The sequence below is a fragment of the Gammaproteobacteria bacterium genome, from assembly GCA_016705365.1.
Lineage (GTDB): Bacteria > Pseudomonadota > Gammaproteobacteria > Pseudomonadales > UBA5518 > UBA5518.
On record JADIYI010000002.1, the window covers coordinates 71,088 to 87,924 of the forward strand.

16 protein-coding genes are annotated in these 16,837 nt (G+C 64.9%); 14 read left to right on the forward strand and 2 right to left on the reverse strand.

Annotated elements, in window-relative coordinates:
• Positions 1-4: 4 nt before the first annotated feature.
• The 3 genes from motD (at position 5) to IPF49_00540 (ending at position 2,366) form a co-directional block, all read left to right on the forward strand.
• Entirely contained in the window at positions 5-1,072 is a 1,068-nt protein-coding gene (gene motD, locus IPF49_00530) for a flagellar motor protein MotD (GenBank protein MBK6286127.1), read from the forward strand.
• A 49-nt stretch (positions 1,073-1,121) separates the two neighbouring features.
• The gene (locus IPF49_00535; protein MBK6286128.1) at positions 1,122-1,925 is read left to right on the forward strand and encodes a ParA family protein; all 804 of its coding nucleotides are present in this window, start codon (positions 1,122-1,124) and stop codon (positions 1,923-1,925) included.
• Positions 1,926-2,006: 81 nt separating this feature from the next.
• A complete protein-coding gene (locus IPF49_00540; GenBank protein MBK6286129.1) occupies positions 2,007-2,366 on the forward strand; it encodes a hypothetical protein in 360 nt (119 codons plus the stop codon).
• Here IPF49_00540 and IPF49_00545 read toward each other — a convergent pair.
• Positions 2,359-2,754: an EscU/YscU/HrcU family type III secretion system export apparatus switch protein gene (locus IPF49_00545; protein ID MBK6286130.1), complete on the reverse strand. Its 396-nt coding sequence runs from the start codon at positions 2,752-2,754 to the stop codon at positions 2,359-2,361. The two genes, IPF49_00540 and IPF49_00545, sit on opposite strands and share 8 nt — an antisense overlap.
• Positions 2,715-4,751 carry a flagellar hook-length control protein FliK gene (locus IPF49_00550; protein ID MBK6286131.1) on the reverse strand — a complete coding sequence of 679 codons (2,037 nt, stop codon included), beginning with the start codon at positions 4,749-4,751 and terminating at the stop codon, positions 2,715-2,717. The genes IPF49_00545 and IPF49_00550 overlap by 40 nt, the downstream gene beginning before the upstream one ends.
• Before the next feature lie 128 nt (positions 4,752-4,879).
• Here IPF49_00550 and ccmA point away from each other — a divergent pair, with 128 nt between their 5' ends.
• From ccmA to zipA, 11 genes are all read left to right on the forward strand, one after another.
• Positions 4,880-5,527, forward strand: a complete 648-nt coding sequence (gene ccmA / locus IPF49_00555) for a cytochrome c biogenesis heme-transporting ATPase CcmA (GenBank protein MBK6286132.1) — start codon at positions 4,880-4,882, stop codon at positions 5,525-5,527.
• On the forward strand, positions 5,527-6,207 hold the full coding sequence (gene ccmB, locus IPF49_00560) for a heme exporter protein CcmB (protein ID MBK6286133.1): 681 nt from the start codon (positions 5,527-5,529) through the stop codon (positions 6,205-6,207). The genes ccmA and ccmB overlap by 1 nt, the downstream gene beginning before the upstream one ends.
• Positions 6,208-6,529: 322 nt before the next feature.
• A complete protein-coding gene (locus IPF49_00565) occupies positions 6,530-7,243 on the forward strand; it encodes a heme ABC transporter permease (protein MBK6286134.1) in 714 nt (237 codons plus the stop codon).
• Positions 7,244-7,247: 4 nt separating this feature from the next.
• Positions 7,248-7,436: a heme exporter protein CcmD gene (gene ccmD / locus IPF49_00570; protein ID MBK6286135.1), complete on the forward strand. Its 189-nt coding sequence runs from the start codon at positions 7,248-7,250 to the stop codon at positions 7,434-7,436.
• A gap of 5 nt (positions 7,437-7,441) precedes the next feature.
• Positions 7,442-7,909 (forward strand): cytochrome c maturation protein CcmE, encoded by a 468-nt coding sequence (ccmE, locus tag IPF49_00575; GenBank protein ID MBK6286136.1) that lies wholly within the window; start codon positions 7,442-7,444, stop codon positions 7,907-7,909.
• Entirely contained in the window at positions 7,899-9,884 is a 1,986-nt protein-coding gene (locus IPF49_00580) for a heme lyase CcmF/NrfE family subunit (protein MBK6286137.1), read from the forward strand. Before ccmE ends, IPF49_00580 begins: the two co-directional genes overlap by 11 nt.
• 3 nt (positions 9,885-9,887) lie before the next feature.
• Complete coding sequence (locus IPF49_00585) at positions 9,888-10,421, forward strand: DsbE family thiol:disulfide interchange protein (GenBank protein ID MBK6286138.1); 534 nt, start codon at positions 9,888-9,890, stop codon at positions 10,419-10,421.
• On the forward strand, positions 10,418-10,906 hold the full coding sequence (locus IPF49_00590) for a cytochrome c-type biogenesis protein CcmH (GenBank protein MBK6286139.1): 489 nt from the start codon (positions 10,418-10,420) through the stop codon (positions 10,904-10,906). Before IPF49_00585 ends, IPF49_00590 begins: the two co-directional genes overlap by 4 nt.
• Positions 10,903-12,156 (forward strand): c-type cytochrome biogenesis protein CcmI, encoded by a 1,254-nt coding sequence (gene ccmI / locus IPF49_00595; GenBank protein MBK6286140.1) that lies wholly within the window; start codon positions 10,903-10,905, stop codon positions 12,154-12,156. Before IPF49_00590 ends, ccmI begins: the two co-directional genes overlap by 4 nt.
• A 230-nt stretch (positions 12,157-12,386) precedes the next feature.
• Positions 12,387-15,887, forward strand: a complete 3,501-nt coding sequence (gene smc, locus IPF49_00600; GenBank protein MBK6286141.1) for a chromosome segregation protein SMC — start codon at positions 12,387-12,389, stop codon at positions 15,885-15,887.
• A gap of 101 nt (positions 15,888-15,988) precedes the next feature.
• Positions 15,989-16,813 carry a cell division protein ZipA gene (zipA, locus tag IPF49_00605; protein MBK6286142.1) on the forward strand — a complete coding sequence of 275 codons (825 nt, stop codon included), beginning with the start codon at positions 15,989-15,991 and terminating at the stop codon, positions 16,811-16,813.
• Positions 16,814-16,837: the final 24 nt, after the last annotated feature.

Genomic DNA, 16,837 nt, shown 5'->3' on the forward strand with positions numbered 1-16,837 from the left:
CGTCATGGCCAAACGGGTGATTCATGAAGACCGCATCAGCCACGAGCGATGGATGGTCTCCTATGCGGATTTCCTGACCCTGCTGCTGGCGTTTTTCGTGGTGATGTATTCGGTCTCCCAGGTGAACGAGGGGAAGTACCGGGTGCTGACCAAGACGCTCACCGAGGCATTCAACATCCCCGAGCGCAGTATCAATCCGATACAGATTGGCGATCCTGTGACGGCCGTCATGCCAGGAGTGGTATCCGATAGCATAGAATCTCCCGAACAGATGCCGGGCTCCGGCCATGTCGAGGAGGAGGAGGTCAAGGCCACGACCTCGGAACCCCAACTGCCGGAGGAGTTTCGCAAGATATCGCAACGCGTCGAGGAGCAGTTCGCGACGCTGGTGGATCAGGATCTGCTTTCGGTGCAGGGAAACGAGGAATGGCTGGAAATCGAACTCAAGTCGAGCCTGTTGTTCGCCTCCGGCGATGCGCGTCCGAGCAGCGCCGCGGAGCCCATCATGAAGGCGATGGCCGAAATGGTTCGCGACAGCGATCTGCCGATCCGCGTGGAAGGTTTCACCGATGACCGGCCGATCGCCAACGACATCTACCCGTCCAACTGGGAGCTGTCTTCGGCGCGTGCCGCATCGATGGTGAAGCTGTTGACGGAGAATGGTATCAGTCCCACGCGGCTGGTTGCGGTTGGTTATGGCGAGTTTCAGCCGATTGCGGCCAACGACAGCGAGGCAGGGCGCGCGGAAAACCGGCGTGTGGTACTGCTGATTTCCCGCAGTGCCAGATTGCGTCCGAATTTGCCGCGCCTTGAACGGGCGCGCGATCCGGTCGCTGATACGACCCCGCCGGACGCAGTACCCGGGGATGGGGTTGCTGCGCAAGCACGGGCATCGGGTGCCGTGGCGGGTACCACGCCCGCGGTCGGCGCAACACCCGCGGAGGCTGCGCCGGCGGGTGTGTTGCGGGTGGAACTCGAGGGCGGAGGCGTGCTGTTTACCAACGACGCGGCACGCGCGCGCCGACCGGCAGAGCCGCTACCGGCAACCGGGGAGACGCAAGCGCCGCAATAGATCACTGCCCGCGCGCAATGCCGCGTCGCGGGTCCGGAGGGAACGACGGGTGGAGATCTGGGCCGTTGCCAATCAGAAAGGCGGGGTGGGCAAAACCACCACGGTGGTCAGTTGCGCCGGCCTGCTCGCGGATGCGGGCAAGCGGGTGCTGGTGGTCGATCTCGATCCGCACGGTTCGTTGACCTCCTATTTCCGTTTCGATCCCGATGCGCTCGAGCGCAGTACCTATGATCTGTTTCGCCAGCCACAGCTGCCGGGTGTCGACGAGTTGCGCGCCATGCTGCTCGCGACACCGGTTTCCGGTCTGATGCTGTTTCCTGCCGCCACCGCCCTGGCCACGGTGGAACGGCAGTTCCGCTCGGCTGAAGGCGTGGGGTTGCGACTGGCCCGGGCGCTTGCCACGCTGCGCGGGGATTTCGACCACGCCCTGATCGACACGCCGCCGGTGCTGGGCGTGCTGATGATCAACGCGCTGGCGGCGAGCGAGCGGTTGCTGTTACCGGTACAGACCGATTTCCTCGCCATCAAGGGGCTCGAGCGGATGGCCCACACGCTTGCCATGGTAGTGCGCGCACGCGGCAAGGAATTGCGCTATTGCGTGGTGCCGACGATGTACGAGCAGGGCAGCGAGACCTCGGTCAATGGTTTGCGAACCTTGTTGCGCACCTTTGCCGACCAGGTCGGAGAGACGGTCGTGCCGATGGACAACAGCTTCAGGGAGGCGAGTTATCGCGGGCTGACGCCCTCGCAGTTCGCGCCTTACAGCAAGGGTGTGCGCGCCTATCGCGCGCTGTTGCGCAATATGGGAGCGCTGGATGAGCCGGCCCGAACCGCATTGTGGCCGGTTGCCTGAAGTGGTGGGGCGCATGGCGTGGCATGGATGCTGCAGAACAGCGCTCACCGTCAATGATCTGGCGCACGGAGTATCGTCAACGTGATCCCTGATCCTTATGTTCCTGCAATGTTCGTGATTGTCGCTCTTGGCGTATTGCTGGGCGCGGGCGCCCTGGTTTTTCGCACGGTCCAGGCGACGCGGCAACGGATCGGCCGCCTCGAGGACGCCCTGCGCACCTACAACAACGCCAATGCCGCGGTGGGGCGTCATGTCACCATGCTGGAGAACGAACTGCGCGGATTGCAGCGCAGCCGCCCGGAACCCGCGCCCGAGGTGCCGGTGTTGCGCCAGGTGGCGGAATTCGCGGCCCCGGCCCCGGCTTCAGCCCAGTCATGCGTAGCCGAGCGCCGGCTCGCGGAACTTCTCCGGACGCGGCTCGGTTCGCAGCGCATCAACTGAGCGCGGGCGGTAGCGCCAGCGTCTGCTCGCTGGCCGGTGTTTCGCTGCCCGCCATGTTGTTCCCGGCCGGATTCCAGTCCTGCGGCACGCGTCCGCGCAGGCGGTAGGCGAATGCGATGATCTGGGCGACGCAGAGATAGAGTGTTTCGGGTATTTCGTCCCCGAGGTCCAGTTGCGAGAGCAGCCCGGCAAGCTCGTGGTTTTCCAGCAGCGGAATGCCGTGCTCGCGCGCGATCTCGACGATGCGCAGGGCCAGGGCATCGCTGCCCAGCGCGGTGATGCGGGGCGCATTGGTTCCGTCGTACTCGAGCGCGACCGCGCGTTTTGGCCGGGTGTCCTCCATCGCGATCAGGTGTGCACGTCGAGCAGCCGCTCGAACAGCGGCGATTGCGAGGCGGGCGGTCGCCCGGCTAGACACTCCAACTGAGTGACTTCGACCCCTTGCGTTTCGAGCGCTTCGACCAGCGAGCGCAAGGCGCTGCGCGCCGCTTCGAGTGTGCTGCTGCGCTCGGCCCACAAGGTTGCCGAGAGACGATTGCCGGCAAGCTGAAGATAGGCATGCATCGGCCCGAGCACATCGATGTCGAGCGTCATCATCAGCTGCCACAGGCGCAGCGCTTGCCCCGCTGCCGATGGCTGTTCACCATGGTCTTCGACCCGCATTTCGAGCAGATCGAGCTGCTGTCCGCGTTGCAGCGGGATCTCCACGGTCCAGCTTGCCAGCGGCGCGTTGTCATTTGCCTGGCGTGCCTCGGGAAGACCCGCGATCTGGTGGATCCGGGTACGCGCCAGCGCGGCCTCGACATACCTGATGAGCAGGTGCTGAACCTCCGGGGTCGCGTTTTCGCTCAGTCCGACCCGCTGCCCCGGTGCATTGCCTGGCGGCTGCGCGAATCCACCGGCGTCGGTTGCCGGAGTCCCCATGGCGCCCGGGTTCAAATGCCCGCGCGGGGTATAGAGCAGGGGCGTTGCCAGGGCCGGTGGCGCCGGGGTTGCGGAATGAGTCTGCGCGGCTGTCGGGGAGCGTGCGCCGGAAGGCCAAGCCGCGAGCAACTCCAGCAGACTCAGCAGCTGCGCCTTGAAATCGTGGCTCAGCAAGCGCGGTGAAACCGGATTCACGGGGAGTGCGTTGCGCGCATCGCCCATCTGTCCCGGTGATCCGGGGGTGGACCCGGTACCGGCGCCCGCAGAACCGCTGACTTCCGGGCGCGAGACCGGTGCCCGGACCGCTGCGGTCGCTGTCGTCGATCGGGCAGCGCCCTGAGCGGTTGATGTGATGCCCGGAGATTCGCGCGGCGCCGGTGCGCCCGGATTTGCGGTGCGCAGTGCCCCAGCCAAGGCTTCTTTGCGGGCCACGGAAACGGGTTCGCCGCTGATGGCCAAACCCGAACCGGGGCTCGTGGAATCAGGCGGCAGCGCGCCGCGAGCAGCGCCCGCCGCAATGCGTTCTCCGGGGCCGGGTGGGGTGCCGGCAGGGCCGAGTTGCCCGCGCGCGTCGTAAGTCGTCGTTGGCGCCGGGGCGCCACTGCCCATTGCGCTCGATTGGGTCCTTGGCGGAGCAGCAGTGGCAGGAGCGGAAGCCGGACCCGAGAACCGCTGCATCAGGCGCAAAATTGCGTGCATGCCAGCCGCAGTTCGACCGCCAGGAGGTGCGCTGACTGCATTGCGTGGATCCGGATGCCCGGTTGCGGCGGATGGCGTGGACGGTTCATCCGCAGGCGCGGTGCTCTGATTGCGCGTCAGGACGGAAGCGGGCGAGAGGGCTTGCCCGCCCGGGCGCGCAGTCACCGCCGCGAGCCCTGCGTTCGCCGCCGCCTGCAAATTGCCGGGCGCTGCGGTGGTCGCGGACGCGCGCAGGCGTCCTTCCAGCAGCAGTCCGCTGTTCAGTACCAGCTCGCGCAGACTGCGCGGCGACTGGGCTTGCGCGGGGATCGGCAATCGCATCAGCAGTTCTGCGATGCGCTGGCGCACCGGATTCGGCAAGGCGGCGTCGCCGCCGAGTTCGCGTATGGCCAGCAGGGCGTCGCGCACCGGCAGTTGGGCGGGCAGGGCATTGCGCAATGCGGCCTTGACCAGAACCGGTGGCGCCGCCGGCAGCACCTGCTCGACGCGCAGCCGCGAATCAGACAGCGCGCGCAACAGCAGGCGGGTACCAGGCGGAAAATAGCTGGTGCTCGAAAGCTGCAGGCGCTCTCCGGACAGCGCGATTTCGATGGAATAGCTGGCGTTTCCCTGGGCTGCTCGCACCGGTGGATTGATGGCGAGAATCAAGGCTTCGAGAGCGCCGGCAAGCGACGGCGGGAGAGGCTGGCCGGGTGCCGCGTTGGGCAGCGGCTGCTGGGCCTGCGGCGGCGGTGGCAAAACGCCTCCCGGGGTTATTTCCATATTCGTTGCCAGCTCGATGCGTGCTTCACTTATAATCGCGTGGAACATGCGGATTATAGCGGCCACTCGCCTCGGAAGTTGAGTCTGGCCGATCTCGTCCATCGCGTCCCGCATCTGGATTGCCCGGAATGAATGACGGCGGCTCGACTCCACTGCTCGAGGTTCGCGGCTTGCGCTGCGAGCGCGTAGGGCGCCTGTTGTTCGAAAACGTCGATTTCGTGCTGGGCACGGGAGGCATTCTGCAGGTGGCGGGCCCCAATGGCTGTGGCAAGACCACGATGCTGCGCACCCTGGCGGGACTGTCGGAGCGCTGCACCGGCACCATATTGTGGCGCGGTCAGCCCCTTGCCCGCGCGCGTTACGAGTATCTGAGCGAAACGCTTTACCTGGGGCACGATGCAGCGGTCAAACCGGCCCTGACGCCGCTGGAGAACCTGCGCTGGCATGCAGGGCTGTGGGGTCGCACCCGTGATATCGCAATGGCGCAGTCGCTTGCGCGGCTTGGTCTGGCACCCTTTCGCGATACGCCGGCCCAGAATCTTTCGGCGGGTCAGCGGCGGCGCATCGCGCTGGCCCGCCTGCTGCTCAGTCCGGCCCGGCTGTGGATCCTCGATGAACCCTTCACGGCGATAGACCTTGCCGGCGTAACGCAACTCGAGAACCTGATCGTCGAGCACGCCGCCACGGGTGGAGCCGTGCTGCTCACCACGCACCACCAGCTCGCCCTCGGTCGTGAAGTACAGCAATTGCAGCTCGGGCAGGAGGCCGGACACTGATGGATGCCAACCGGGGAGCCTGGCTGGAGACCGCGCGCCGCGATCTGCTGATCGCCTGCCGGCGCCCCGGCGAAATGGCCAACCCGCTGGTGTTCTTCCTGATCGTGATTGCGCTGTTTCCGCTCGGTATCGGGCCCACTCCCGAGGACCTGCAGCGCATCGCGCCGGGTGTGGTATGGGTGGTTGCGCTGCTCGCTTCGCTGCTGTCGACGGACATGATGTTTCGCAGCGATTACGATGACGGCTCGCTCGAGCAACTGGTGCGCAGCCCCGCCGCGCTGTACCTGCTGAGCATTGCCAAGATACTGGTGCACTGGCTGATGACAGGATTGCCGCTCACCTTGTGCTCACCGCTGGCTGGCGGGCTGCTGTACCTGCCCTCGGGGGCCATGATGGCCCTGTTTCTTTCGATGCTGCTGGGGACGCTTTCGCTCAGTATCGTTGGCGGCATCGGTGCGGCGCTGACCGTGGGGCTGCGCAAGGGCGGCATCCTGCTGTCGCTGCTGATCCTGCCGTTGTATATCCCGGTGCTGGTGTTTGGCACCGCTGCGGTCGACGCCGCGGCATTCGGTCACGAATTCGGCAGCCACCTGGCGATACTGGGGGCGTTTGCGCTGCTGGCGCTGACGCTGGCGCCGCTTGCCGTGGCCGCCGCGTTGCGCATCAATCTGGATCAGTAAAAAAAGCCCGGCATTTGCCGGGCTTTGAAGGAGGAGAGAACAAGAAGCGTATGTCCCGAGAAAATGCCGTATCAATCACAACAGTCATTACTCCCGGATCGCCAGCAGACTAATCGATCGGGAGACTCTGGTGTTGACCTGCATCAATTCATCGGGGCTGCGGATCGTCGGGCTGCGGTCGCTGCCAACCCCGAAGGCAGATCGGATATACTGCACCCTGCCTGGGCCCGCTGCTCGGGCGCTCCTCCCTGAACTGGACGGTTGTCAGAAAAGCGTGTGGTCTTTCATTCATAAGCTGGGTTCACCCCGTTGGTTCTACCAGATGACCACGCCGTGGTTGCCGTATCTGGCGCTTGCCGCTGGATTGCTGCTGCTGACCGGCAGCGTCTGGGGACTGGCCTTTGCGCCACCCGATTTTCGTCAGGGCAACAGCTACCGGATCATATTCGTGCACGTGCCGGCTGCATTCGTGTCGCTGGCAGGCTATTACCTGATGGCCACTGCGGGCGCCGTAAGCCTGATCTGGAAAATCAAGGTTTCGGACATGGTGCTGAAATCCTGTGCCGGCATCGGTGCCGCCATGACCTTCATCGCCCTGGTGACCGGTGCGATCTGGGGCAAGCCGACCTGGGGCACCTGGTGGGTGTGGGACGCGCGGATTACCTCCATGCTCGTTCTGCTGTTTCTGTATCTCGGAGTGGTGGCGCTCTATCAGGCCTTCGAGGACCGTGATGTCGCGGCCAAGGCCTGTGCCGTGCTGAGCCTGGTGGGTACGGTCAACATTCCGATCATCTACAAGTCCGTTGACTGGTGGTTCAGCCTGCACCAGCCTGCGAGCATCAAGTTCAGTGGTGCACCCTCGATGCATCCCGACATGTGGAAGCCATTGTTCGTCATGATCGCGGGTTTCTATTGCCTGTATGCCTTGGCCGTGGTGCTGAGCCTGCGCAGCGAGATCCTCGAGCGCGAGGAAAGGGCGCGCTGGGTGGAGGAACTCGCGAGCGGAGGCCCCGGCAGCACGCCGGGGATCGGGTGAGGCGATGTATTTCGAGAGCTTTGCCCAGTTATGGTCGATGGATGGACATGGTGCCTATGTGTGGGGTGCCTACGCGATCGTGTGGCTGGTGCTGATTCTTCTGCTGCGCGCCCCGCTGGTCCGCCGCCGGCAGGTACTGGCCAGGGTGCGCGCGCGCCTGCAGATCAGGGATGCCGGGAAAGGGCAGGAGTGAGACAGATGCATCCGGTACGCAAACAGCGGCTCTATATCGTGATCTTTATCGTTGCGGGCGCCAGTATCGCCGCCGCTCTGGCTTTCTGGGCGCTGCAGGACAATATGAATTTCTTTTATGCGCCGACCCAGATCGAACGGGGAGAGGCGCCTCTGGGCAAGACCATCCGGGTAGGAGGGCTGGTCGTTCCGGGCAGTCTGAAGCGTTCGGATTCGGGTCTCGAGGTGACATTTACCGTGACCGATAACCACTCGGCAATCGACATCGCCTACCAGGGCATCCTTCCCGACCTGTTCTCCGAAGGCCAGGGCATCGTGGCGGTGGGCGAACTGCTGGAGGGCAACCGGTTCAGGGCGGCACAGGTGCTGGCCAAGCACGACGAGAACTACATGCCACCTGAAGTTCACGATGCATTGAAGGCCGGTGAGTCCTTTGACGCGGCCACCGCGAAGGGGGGATCCGATGCTGGTTGAAGCCGGACATTTCGCGCTGATTCTCGCCTTTTGCGTTGCGCTGCTCCAGGTTGTATTGCCGCTGGCCGGGGTGATGCGCAATGTGCGTGTGTGGATGGAAGCCAGTCGCCCGCTGGCGATCACGCAGTTCCTGATGGTGGCGATATCGTTTGCGTGTCTCGCCCATGCGTTCCTGCATGACGATTTCAGTGTGCGGGTCGTGGCCCAGAATGCCAACACCCTGCTGCCGGCGTGGTACAAGTTCAGCGCCTTGTGGGGCAACCACGAAGGCTCGATGCTGTTGTGGGTGTTGATACTCGCGGGGTGGAGCGCGGCGGTCGCGATGTTCAGCGCCAGTTTGCCGCTCGACATGCGGGCGCGTGTATTGTCGGTGATGGGCATGGTCGCCTGCGGCTTTTATCTGTTCGTCCTGCTTACCTCGAATCCCTTCGCTCGTTCATTTCCCAATGTCCCGATGGAGGGCAAGGATCTCAATCCGTTGCTCCAGGACATCGGCCTGGTATTGCATCCGCCGATGCTTTATCTGGGCTATGTGGGCTTTTCCGTGGCGTTCGCATTCGCGTTGGCCGCGCTGTGGAGCGGGCGTCTCGATACCGCTTGGGCGCGCTGGAGCAGACCATGGACCAACGCCGCGTGGGTGTTCCTGAGCATCGGCATCACGCTCGGCAGCTGGTGGGCGTATTACGAGCTGGGCTGGGGTGGCTGGTGGTTCTGGGATCCGGTGGAGAATGCCTCGTTCATGCCGTGGCTGGTCGGCACCGCGCTGCTGCACTCTCTGGCGGTAACCGAAAAGCGGGGACTGTTCAAAAGCTGGACCGTGCTGCTTGCGATAATGGCCTTTTCGCTCAGCCTGCTCGGCACCTTCCTGGTTCGCTCGGGGGTGTTGACCTCGGTGCATGCGTTTGCCACCGATCCCGAGCGCGGCCTGTTCGTGCTGGCGTTCCTCGGCATCGTGGTCGGCGGTTCGCTGACGCTCTTTGCGCTACGCGCGCCGGCGGTCTCGGCGCGCGGCGAATTTGCCCTGCTGTCGCGTGAAACGGCATTGCTGGGCAACAACATCCTGCTGGTCATTGCGATGGCAACGGTTCTGCTGGGGACCTTGTATCCGTTGATCATATCGGCGCTCGATCTGGGACGCATGTCGGTGGGCCCTCCGTACTTCAATATGACATTCGGACCGTTGATGGTATTGCTGGCCTTGATAATGGGCGTTGGTCCGTTGCTGCGCTGGCGTGATGGCGGGTCTGCCGGCCTGCGTCGGCGGCTCGTGGCGCCGGCGGCGGCCAGTCTGCTCGCGGCTGCGCTGTTCCCGCTGCTCTATGGTGGAGCCTGGCATTCCGGTGTGGCGCTTTGTGTGCTCATCGCAACCTGGATCGTTGCGACCCTGCTGACCGGTTTGCGGGAAAGACTGACGCAGCGCGGGGGGCAGCACGCAATAACGCGCCTTGGCGCAGCGTACTGGGGCATGTTCATCGCGCATCTCGGCATGGCTTTCTGCATTGCCGGCGCCGGGCTCACGTCGGTGTACAGCGATGAACGGGATGTGCGCATGGCTGCGGGCGATGAAGTGACGCTGGCTGGCTACACATTCGGTTTTCTCGGTACAAACCATGTAGATGGTGCCAACTTCAGCGGTGAGCAAGGGACGTTCATGGTGCGCACTCCTGCTGGATCGACGGTGCGCATGATCGCTGAAAAGCGTGATTACAAGAGCCAGATGGGCAACGTGATGACCGAGGCCGCGATCGACCCCGGCTTCTTTCGCGATCTCTACGTCTCGCTCGGCGAACCGGTAGGAGGGGGGGCCTGGGCGGTGCGGGTGCACCACAAGCCCTTCGTGCGCTGGCTGTGGATCGGTGGCCTGTTGATGGGTCTTGGCGGGATAGCGACGCTCGCCGATCGCCGTTATCGGGGTGTACGTGCCGCGGCCCGGGTGCCGCCGCAGGGTGCGGCACTCGGCGTAGCCGGCGCCTGAACCATGCAGCGTTGGCGCCTTTTTCTGCCGCTGATCGTGTTTGCCGTGCTCGGCGCGTTGTTGTGGCGTGGATTGGCGCTCGATCCCAATTACATGCCCGCGGCGCTGGAGGACCGGTCCTTGCCCGAGTTCAGCGTTCCCACGCTCGATCAGCGCGAGGTGACACGGGCGGATCTGCTGGGCGCCGTGGCCCTGATCAATGTCTGGGCAACCTGGTGCCCTTCGTGCCATGCCGAGCACGCCTACCTGAATGAGCTTGCCCGTGAAGGCGTGCCGATCTTCGGCATCAATTACAAGGACGAACCTGCGGCGGCGCGCCGCTGGCTCGATCAGAAAGGTGACCCCTATCGGATCAATCTGGTTGACGAGAGCGGCCGGTTGGGACTCGACCTCGGCGTTACGGGGGCCCCGGAAACCTACCTCATCGATGCCGCGGGTGTGGTGCGGATGCGCTATCAGGGTCCGATCGACGAAGGCGTCTGGCGGAAGAAGATAAAGCCGGAGTTCGATCGCCTGCTGGCCGGTGATACCCGGTGAGGCGAGCAATGCCGGTATTGCTGCTGGTGATCGCGGGTTTTGTGCACGCCGCCATCGATGCCTACGACTTCGACAGCGAGGAGCAGCGCCAGCGCTATCTCGAATTTACCCGCGAGTTACGCTGCCCGAAGTGCCAGAACCAGAATCTCGCGGATTCCAATGCGCCCATTGCCGCCGATCTGCGCCGTGAATTGCATCGGCTGCTCGTCGAAGGCAGGACCGATCCGGAAATCGTGGATTTCATGGTCAGTCGTTATGGTGATTATGTGCTCTACAATCCACCGGTGGAGCGCAGGACCTGGTTGTTGTGGCTGGCTCCGCTCGCAATGCTGGGCGGCGGGTTGATGGTGCTTGCAGGGATGTTGCGGCGTGCTCGAGCAAACCGCCTGGACGCCAGCCGGCAGGCAACCGGCCCGGCTGCGCTGAGTGAGCAGGAACGTCGGCGGCTCGATGAATTGCTGAAGGACGAGGCCACGCGTCGATGAACTCATTCTGGTTGCTCGCAGGGATGCTTGGCGTGCTGGCGAGCGTGCCGGTGCTGTGGGCGCTGCGGCGCAGCACGCAACGCGAGACGCTGCGCGATGCACGACGCGAGGAGAACCTCGCGGGCTATCGGCAGCGGATGGCGGAGCTGGAACTGCAGCGCGAGGCCGGCGCGATCGAGGATGCCGACTACCAGCTTGCCAGGGTGGAGCTCGATCGCCGTTTGCTCGATGACACCGATCCTGTCGTGGCGGGTGCTGCGGCAGACGCCGCGCCCGGGGGCGCGCTCGCGGTGTGGCTTGGCGCCCTCGCGATACCGGTGCTGGCGCTGGCGCTGTATCAGGGGCTTGGTGCGTCCGCCGCCATGCGCCTCGACGCGATGCTCAAGCAGCTGGCCGGAGATATCAGCGAGGAGCAGCGGACGCAGCTGCAGGAGAGCATGCTCCCGCTGCTCGAGTCGGTGGCCGGGGGCGATGATCCCGACGGCGAGTACCGCTACCTGCTGGCGCGCAGCTATATGGCTGCCGGGCGCTATCCGGAGGCCGCTGCGGTCTATGCCGAGCTGGTGGACATCTATCCCGAGGATGCGGCGATCATCGCGCAGAGCGCGCAGGCGCTGTACCTGGCATCCTCGCGCAAGCTGACACCCGCGGTGCAGGCGCTGATCGATCGTGCGTTTGCGATCGATCCCGAGCAGCTGACGCTGCTCGGCATGGTCGGGATGGACCGGTTTCAGGCCGGCGATTATTCCGGGGCGATCGGGAACTGGCAGAAGCTGCTCGATCACCTGCCGGCGGATGCACCCGATGCACGGGTGATCCGCGACGGCATCGCGATGGCACGCGCGCGCCTCGGCCTGTCAGCCGAGGACGCAGCGGCAGTGCCAAAGCCGCCGGAGAGCGTGGCAGGAGGTTCCCGTTTGCAGGTATCCGTGAGCGTGGCTGATGGATTGCGGTTGAACCCGGGAGATACCGTGTTCGTGTTTGCGCGCGCGGTTCAGGGGCCACCGATGCCGCTCGCGGTCGCGCGTTTTGCCGCCAGCGAACTCCCCCGTCAGGTAGAGCTCAACGACTCCATGGCAATGGCGCCCGGATTGAAACTGTCGAGCTTCGAGCGCGTCAGCGTCACGGCGCGCGTGTCACGTGGGGGCGCGGTCGCGGCACAGCCAGGTGATCTCGAGGGTGGCGGGGAGCCGATCGACCTCGATGGGACGGAACAAGCCATAGCTGTCGTTATCGACCGTACCATCTGAGTGGGTTGCGGTGCGCGGCAGCGACTGCCGACGAGGTGCTCTGGTTGCGTGGCGCCGGAGCGGCCCTGGCCGGGTGCCTCGTGCCGGCGAACTCGCTTCGCCGGGCGAACACATGCTCGACGCATCTGCGCAGATAGTGATCCGATGGCAAACCCGGTAGACTTGCGCGCTTCATTCGTGAGCCAGCCGGCCGGACGTTGCGGTCGGGGGCCCTGTTTAGCGGATTCGTAATGCGACTCAAGACCATCAAGCTGGCGGGATTCAAGTCTTTCGTCGACCCTACAACGGTAGTACTCCCCAGCAATCTGTGCGGGGTGGTCGGCCCGAATGGCTGTGGCAAGTCAAACATCATCGATGCGGTGCGCTGGGTACTGGGCGAGGCGTCCGCCAAGCATCTGCGTGGCGAATCGATGGCCGATGTGATTTTCAATGGCTCGGCCGGGCGCAAGCCCCTCGGCCAGGCCGCCATAGAACTGGTATTCGACAATGCCGAGGGCAAGCTGGGGGGCGAGTACGCGAGCTACGCCGAGATCGCGATTCGCCGCACCGTGGCGCGCGACGGTGTGTCGCAGTACTTTCTCAACGGCGCGCGCTGCCGGCGGCGAGACATCACCGACATTTTTCTTGGCACCGGCCTCGGGCCGCGCAGTTACGCCATCATCGAGCAGGGCATGATCTCGCGGCTGATCGAAGCCAAGCCCGAGGAACTGCGGGTCTACATCGAAGAGGCTGCCGGCATATCGAAATACAAGGAGCGGCGTCGCGATACCGAGAACAGGATCCGGCGCACACGCGAGAATCTCGAGCGGCTTACCGATCTGCGCGACGAGCTCGAGCGCCAGCTGCAGCACCTCAAGAGGCAGGCGAACGCGGCCGAACGCTATACCGAACTGAAGGCGGACGAACGCCGGGTCGGAGCCGAGTTGCTGGCGCTGCAGTGGCGGATCCTGGATGCCGAAGGAAGCGGAGTGCATGATGCGATTCGCCGGCGCGAGGTGGATCTGGCGGCGGTGAATGCCCGGCATGCGCGGGTCGATGCCGATATAGAAAAAGCGCGCGACCGGCACAGCGAGCTCAATGAAGCGCTGGGCGGTGTGCAGGAGCGCTTTTACGCCATAGGCGCGGAAATCGCGCGTACCGAGCAGGCCGTGCAGTTGCAGCAGGAGCGCGCACGACAGCTGGGCCTCGATCTGGACCAGACACGGCGCAGCCGCGACGAGGCCGAGCGCCACCTGCGTGACGATCAGCGCCAGCGCGATCAGTTCAGCGCGGAGCTCGCGCAGGTGGTACCCGAGCTCGGCGAGGCCGAAATGCGCGAGGCTTGCGCGCAGGAAGCGCTGGCGGCGGCCGAGCAGGCCATGCAGTCGCTGCTGTCGGAGTGGGAGTCCTTCAGTGCGGCGGCCGAGAAACCGCGTCAGGAGGTGGAAGTACAGCAATCGCGCATTCGTCACCTCGAGGAATCCCTGAACCAGGCATCCGAGCGGCTCGCGCAACTGGTGCAGGAGGAGAGCGAACTCGATACCGCTGCGATCGAAGCGCAGCGCGACGATCTCGATGCGCGGGTGGCGGAGTTCGAGACCGTTTCCCACGGCTGGCAGGAGCGGGCGGATACCGTGCGTCAGCAGATCGATAGCCGGCGCGCGAGCATCGCCGATCTGAGTGGCGAGCTCGATGTGGCGCGCGGCGAGTTCCAGGAACAGCGCGGGCGACTCGCATCGCTGCAGGCACTGCAGCAGGCAGCGCTCGGGCAGACCGACGAGGTGGTCAGCGGCTGGCTGGCAACACAGCAGCTCGATGCCAACCAGCGTCTCGCCGAGCGTCTGACGGTCGAGCCGGGCTGGGAAACAGCGGTCGAGACCGTACTCGGTAGCCATCTGCAGGCCGTGTGCGTTGCCGATATGCAGGCCCTGGCTTCCTCGCTGGGTGGCTTCGGTCGCGGTGCGCTCGGGCTTTTCAGCCCCCGGCCCGGAGCGGTATCGGCGCTGCGTCCGACCCAGCTGCTCAACCGGGTCAGCGCGGATTTCGATCTGGGTGATCTGCTGGCCGGGGTATACGCGGTTGACACGCTGGCCGAAGCGCTCGAGGTCCAGGCCGGGCTGGCGCCGGGCGAATCGGTGGTCAGTTCCGATGGCATCTGGCTCGGACGCGACTGGCTGCGGCTCGCGCGCGATGCGGATCCACGCGCCGGTGTGATCCAGCGCGGGCGCGAGATCGCCAGTCTGGAAGAGGCCATCGAGCGCAGTCGCCTGCGTGAAGCTGGACTCTCCGAGGCGCTCGAAGAGGCACGTGCGATGCGCCGCGCCGATGAGGACGAGTTGCAGAACCTGCAGCGGGAATTGCGTGCCGCTACCGCGCGCTACACCGAGGCGCGGGCGGCGCTCAGTGCCTGCACCGCACGGCTGGAGCAGATGAGCCTGCGGCGCGAGCGCAATCGCTCCGAGCAGCAACAGTGTCGCGAGCGACACGAGCTGCAGAGGACCGAACTGCAGAGCGCGCGCGGTTTGCTCGAAGCTGCGCTCGACACGATGCATCGTGACAGCCAGCAGCGCGAGCTGCTCCAGGAGCGGCGCGAACGCCTGCGCAACGAGCTCGATGGCTCGCGGCAGATGGCGCGCCAGGAAAAAGACCGTTCACACGGCTTGGCCATGCGCCGGCAGTCGCTCGGCACCCAGGTGGAAAACCTGGGCGCGGCGATCGTCCGGATCGAGGCCCAGTTTGCGCAATTCGAACAGCGCACGGCACAATTGGCGCAGCAGATCGAGGCGAGCGCGGAGCCCATTGCGCAGGGGCACGAGCGACTGGAATCGCAACTGCAGCAGCGGCTCCTGGTGGAGGGTGAACTGACGGGCGCGCGCTCCCAGGTGCAGGCCGTCGAGCATGAGCTGCGTGAATCGGAGCGCAACCGGCACCTGATCGAACAGGATGCGGAAGCCGTACGCACCGGGCTCGAGCAACAGCGGCTGGCCGCGCAGACGATCCAGGTGCGGGTTGGCACGATCATGGAGCAACTGAAGCGCGGGCATTTCGAGCTCGATGCGTTGCTGGCCGGGATTCCCGAGGATGCCGACGAGGTACTCTGGCAGGCGCAGCTCGAGCGCCTGGGCAATCAGATCCAGCGGCTCGGGCCGATCAACCTGGCGGCCATCGACGAGCATCGCTCGCAGTCCGAGCGCAAGTCCTATCTCGATGCGCAGAACGCCGATCTCGAGGAGGCGCTGAGCACGCTGGAGAACGCGATTCGCAAGATCGACCGCGAGACACGCACCCGTTTCAAGGATACCTTTGACCGCATCAACAACGGTCTGCAGGAGCTTTTCCCGCGCGTATTCGGCGGCGGCCACGCGTACCTGGAGCTGACCGGCGAAGATCTGCTCGATACCGGCGTGGCGATCATGGCGCGCCCGCCGGGCAAGCGCAATGCGACCATTCACCTGCTGTCGGGTGGCGAGAAGGCGCTGACCGCCATATCGCTGGTGTTCTCGATATTCCGTCTCAACCCGGCGCCGTTCTGCATGCTCGACGAGGTCGATGCTCCACTCGATGATGCCAACGTCGGACGGTTTACCCGCCTGGTGCGGGAGATGGCAGAGCAGGTGCAGTTCATCGTGATCACCCACAACAAGATCACCATGGAAATGTCGCAACACCTGATGGGTGTGACGATGCAGGAGCCGGGAGTCTCGCGCCTGGTCAGCGTGGACGTCGACGAGGCAGTAGCGCTGGCGGGTTGAGTCGATGGCGGGGGCGCAATCGCGGAAACCTTCTATATTGGTATTATAAAATGGCAGTCGGACGCCCCCATGGCCACGCATAACGAGGATTTTCGAAGCGCATGGATTTGAGTGTACAGGACTGGTTGATCGCGATCGGCGCGCTGCTGATAGTCGGCGTGCTCCTGGATGCATACCGCCGTTATCGCAACGAGCGGCGCAATCCGATCCGTCTGGGCAAAGCGTCGATCGGCATGGGCGGCGGCTTCCCGCGCGATGAAGCGGAAACCGGGAACTCGGAACTCCCGGGCGGCGGGGCACGGGTGGTGCGACAACGCGACGCGCAGCCCGGATCGTCCCCTTCCGTACCTGCACGGGCGGCGGAGCGGCTCGAACCGCGAATCGACTCCACGCCTGCTCCGGTTCCGCCAGAGCCTGCCCTGTTCCCCGAACCTGTGTTGGTTGCCGAGCCGCGCCACGCGGGTATCCCCCGGCAATCGCTGGCCACCGATGCCACGGCGGAGGAAGTGCTGGTAATCCACGTACTGGCGCGCGCCCCCGGCGGGTTTGCCGGGCGCGAGTTGCTGGAAATCCTCAAGTTGTGTGATGTGCGATTCGGACAGCAACGCATTTTTCATCGTACCGAAGAGGAAAAAGGGCAGGGTGCGGTTCAGTTCAGCATCGCGAACAGCGTGGAACCGGGCGTGTTCGATCCGGATGCGATGGAGACCTTCAGTACTCCGGGTCTCAGCTTCTTCATGCAACTCCCCGGCCCGCAGAAACCGCTCGAAGCCTTTGACTGCATGCTCGAGACGGCCCGCAGCATCGCCAAGAACCTGGACGGCGAATTGCGCGATGACAGCCACAGCGTTTTCACGCCCCAGACGGTCGAGCACTGCCGGCAGCGGGTGCGCGATTTCGTGCACCGGGCGCGGAGACGCCGTTGAGAGATCCTGCGGCGCATTCCTGGC

What these genes read in the sequence shown, in the direction of transcription:
- motD (MBK6286127.1), top strand. Translation starts at nt 5, where the DNA reads ATGGCCAAACGGGTGATTCATGAAGACCGCATCAGCCACGAGCGATGG.
- IPF49_00550 (MBK6286131.1), bottom strand. Translation starts at nt 4,751, where the DNA reads ATGGAAATAACCCCGGGAGGCGTTTTGCCACCGCCGCCGCAGGCCCAG.
- ccmA (MBK6286132.1), top strand. Translation starts at nt 4,880, where the DNA reads ATGAATGACGGCGGCTCGACTCCACTGCTCGAGGTTCGCGGCTTGCGC.
- ccmB (MBK6286133.1), top strand. Translation starts at nt 5,527, where the DNA reads ATGGATGCCAACCGGGGAGCCTGGCTGGAGACCGCGCGCCGCGATCTG.
- IPF49_00565 (MBK6286134.1), top strand. Translation starts at nt 6,530, where the DNA reads ATGACCACGCCGTGGTTGCCGTATCTGGCGCTTGCCGCTGGATTGCTG.
- ccmD (MBK6286135.1), top strand. Translation starts at nt 7,248, where the DNA reads ATGTATTTCGAGAGCTTTGCCCAGTTATGGTCGATGGATGGACATGGT.
- ccmE (MBK6286136.1), top strand. Translation starts at nt 7,442, where the DNA reads ATGCATCCGGTACGCAAACAGCGGCTCTATATCGTGATCTTTATCGTT.
- IPF49_00580 (MBK6286137.1), top strand. Translation starts at nt 7,899, where the DNA reads ATGCTGGTTGAAGCCGGACATTTCGCGCTGATTCTCGCCTTTTGCGTT.
- IPF49_00585 (MBK6286138.1), top strand. Translation starts at nt 9,888, where the DNA reads ATGCAGCGTTGGCGCCTTTTTCTGCCGCTGATCGTGTTTGCCGTGCTC.
- ccmI (MBK6286140.1), top strand. Translation starts at nt 10,903, where the DNA reads ATGAACTCATTCTGGTTGCTCGCAGGGATGCTTGGCGTGCTGGCGAGC.
- smc (MBK6286141.1), top strand. Translation starts at nt 12,387, where the DNA reads ATGCGACTCAAGACCATCAAGCTGGCGGGATTCAAGTCTTTCGTCGAC.
- zipA (MBK6286142.1), top strand. Translation starts at nt 15,989, where the DNA reads ATGGATTTGAGTGTACAGGACTGGTTGATCGCGATCGGCGCGCTGCTG.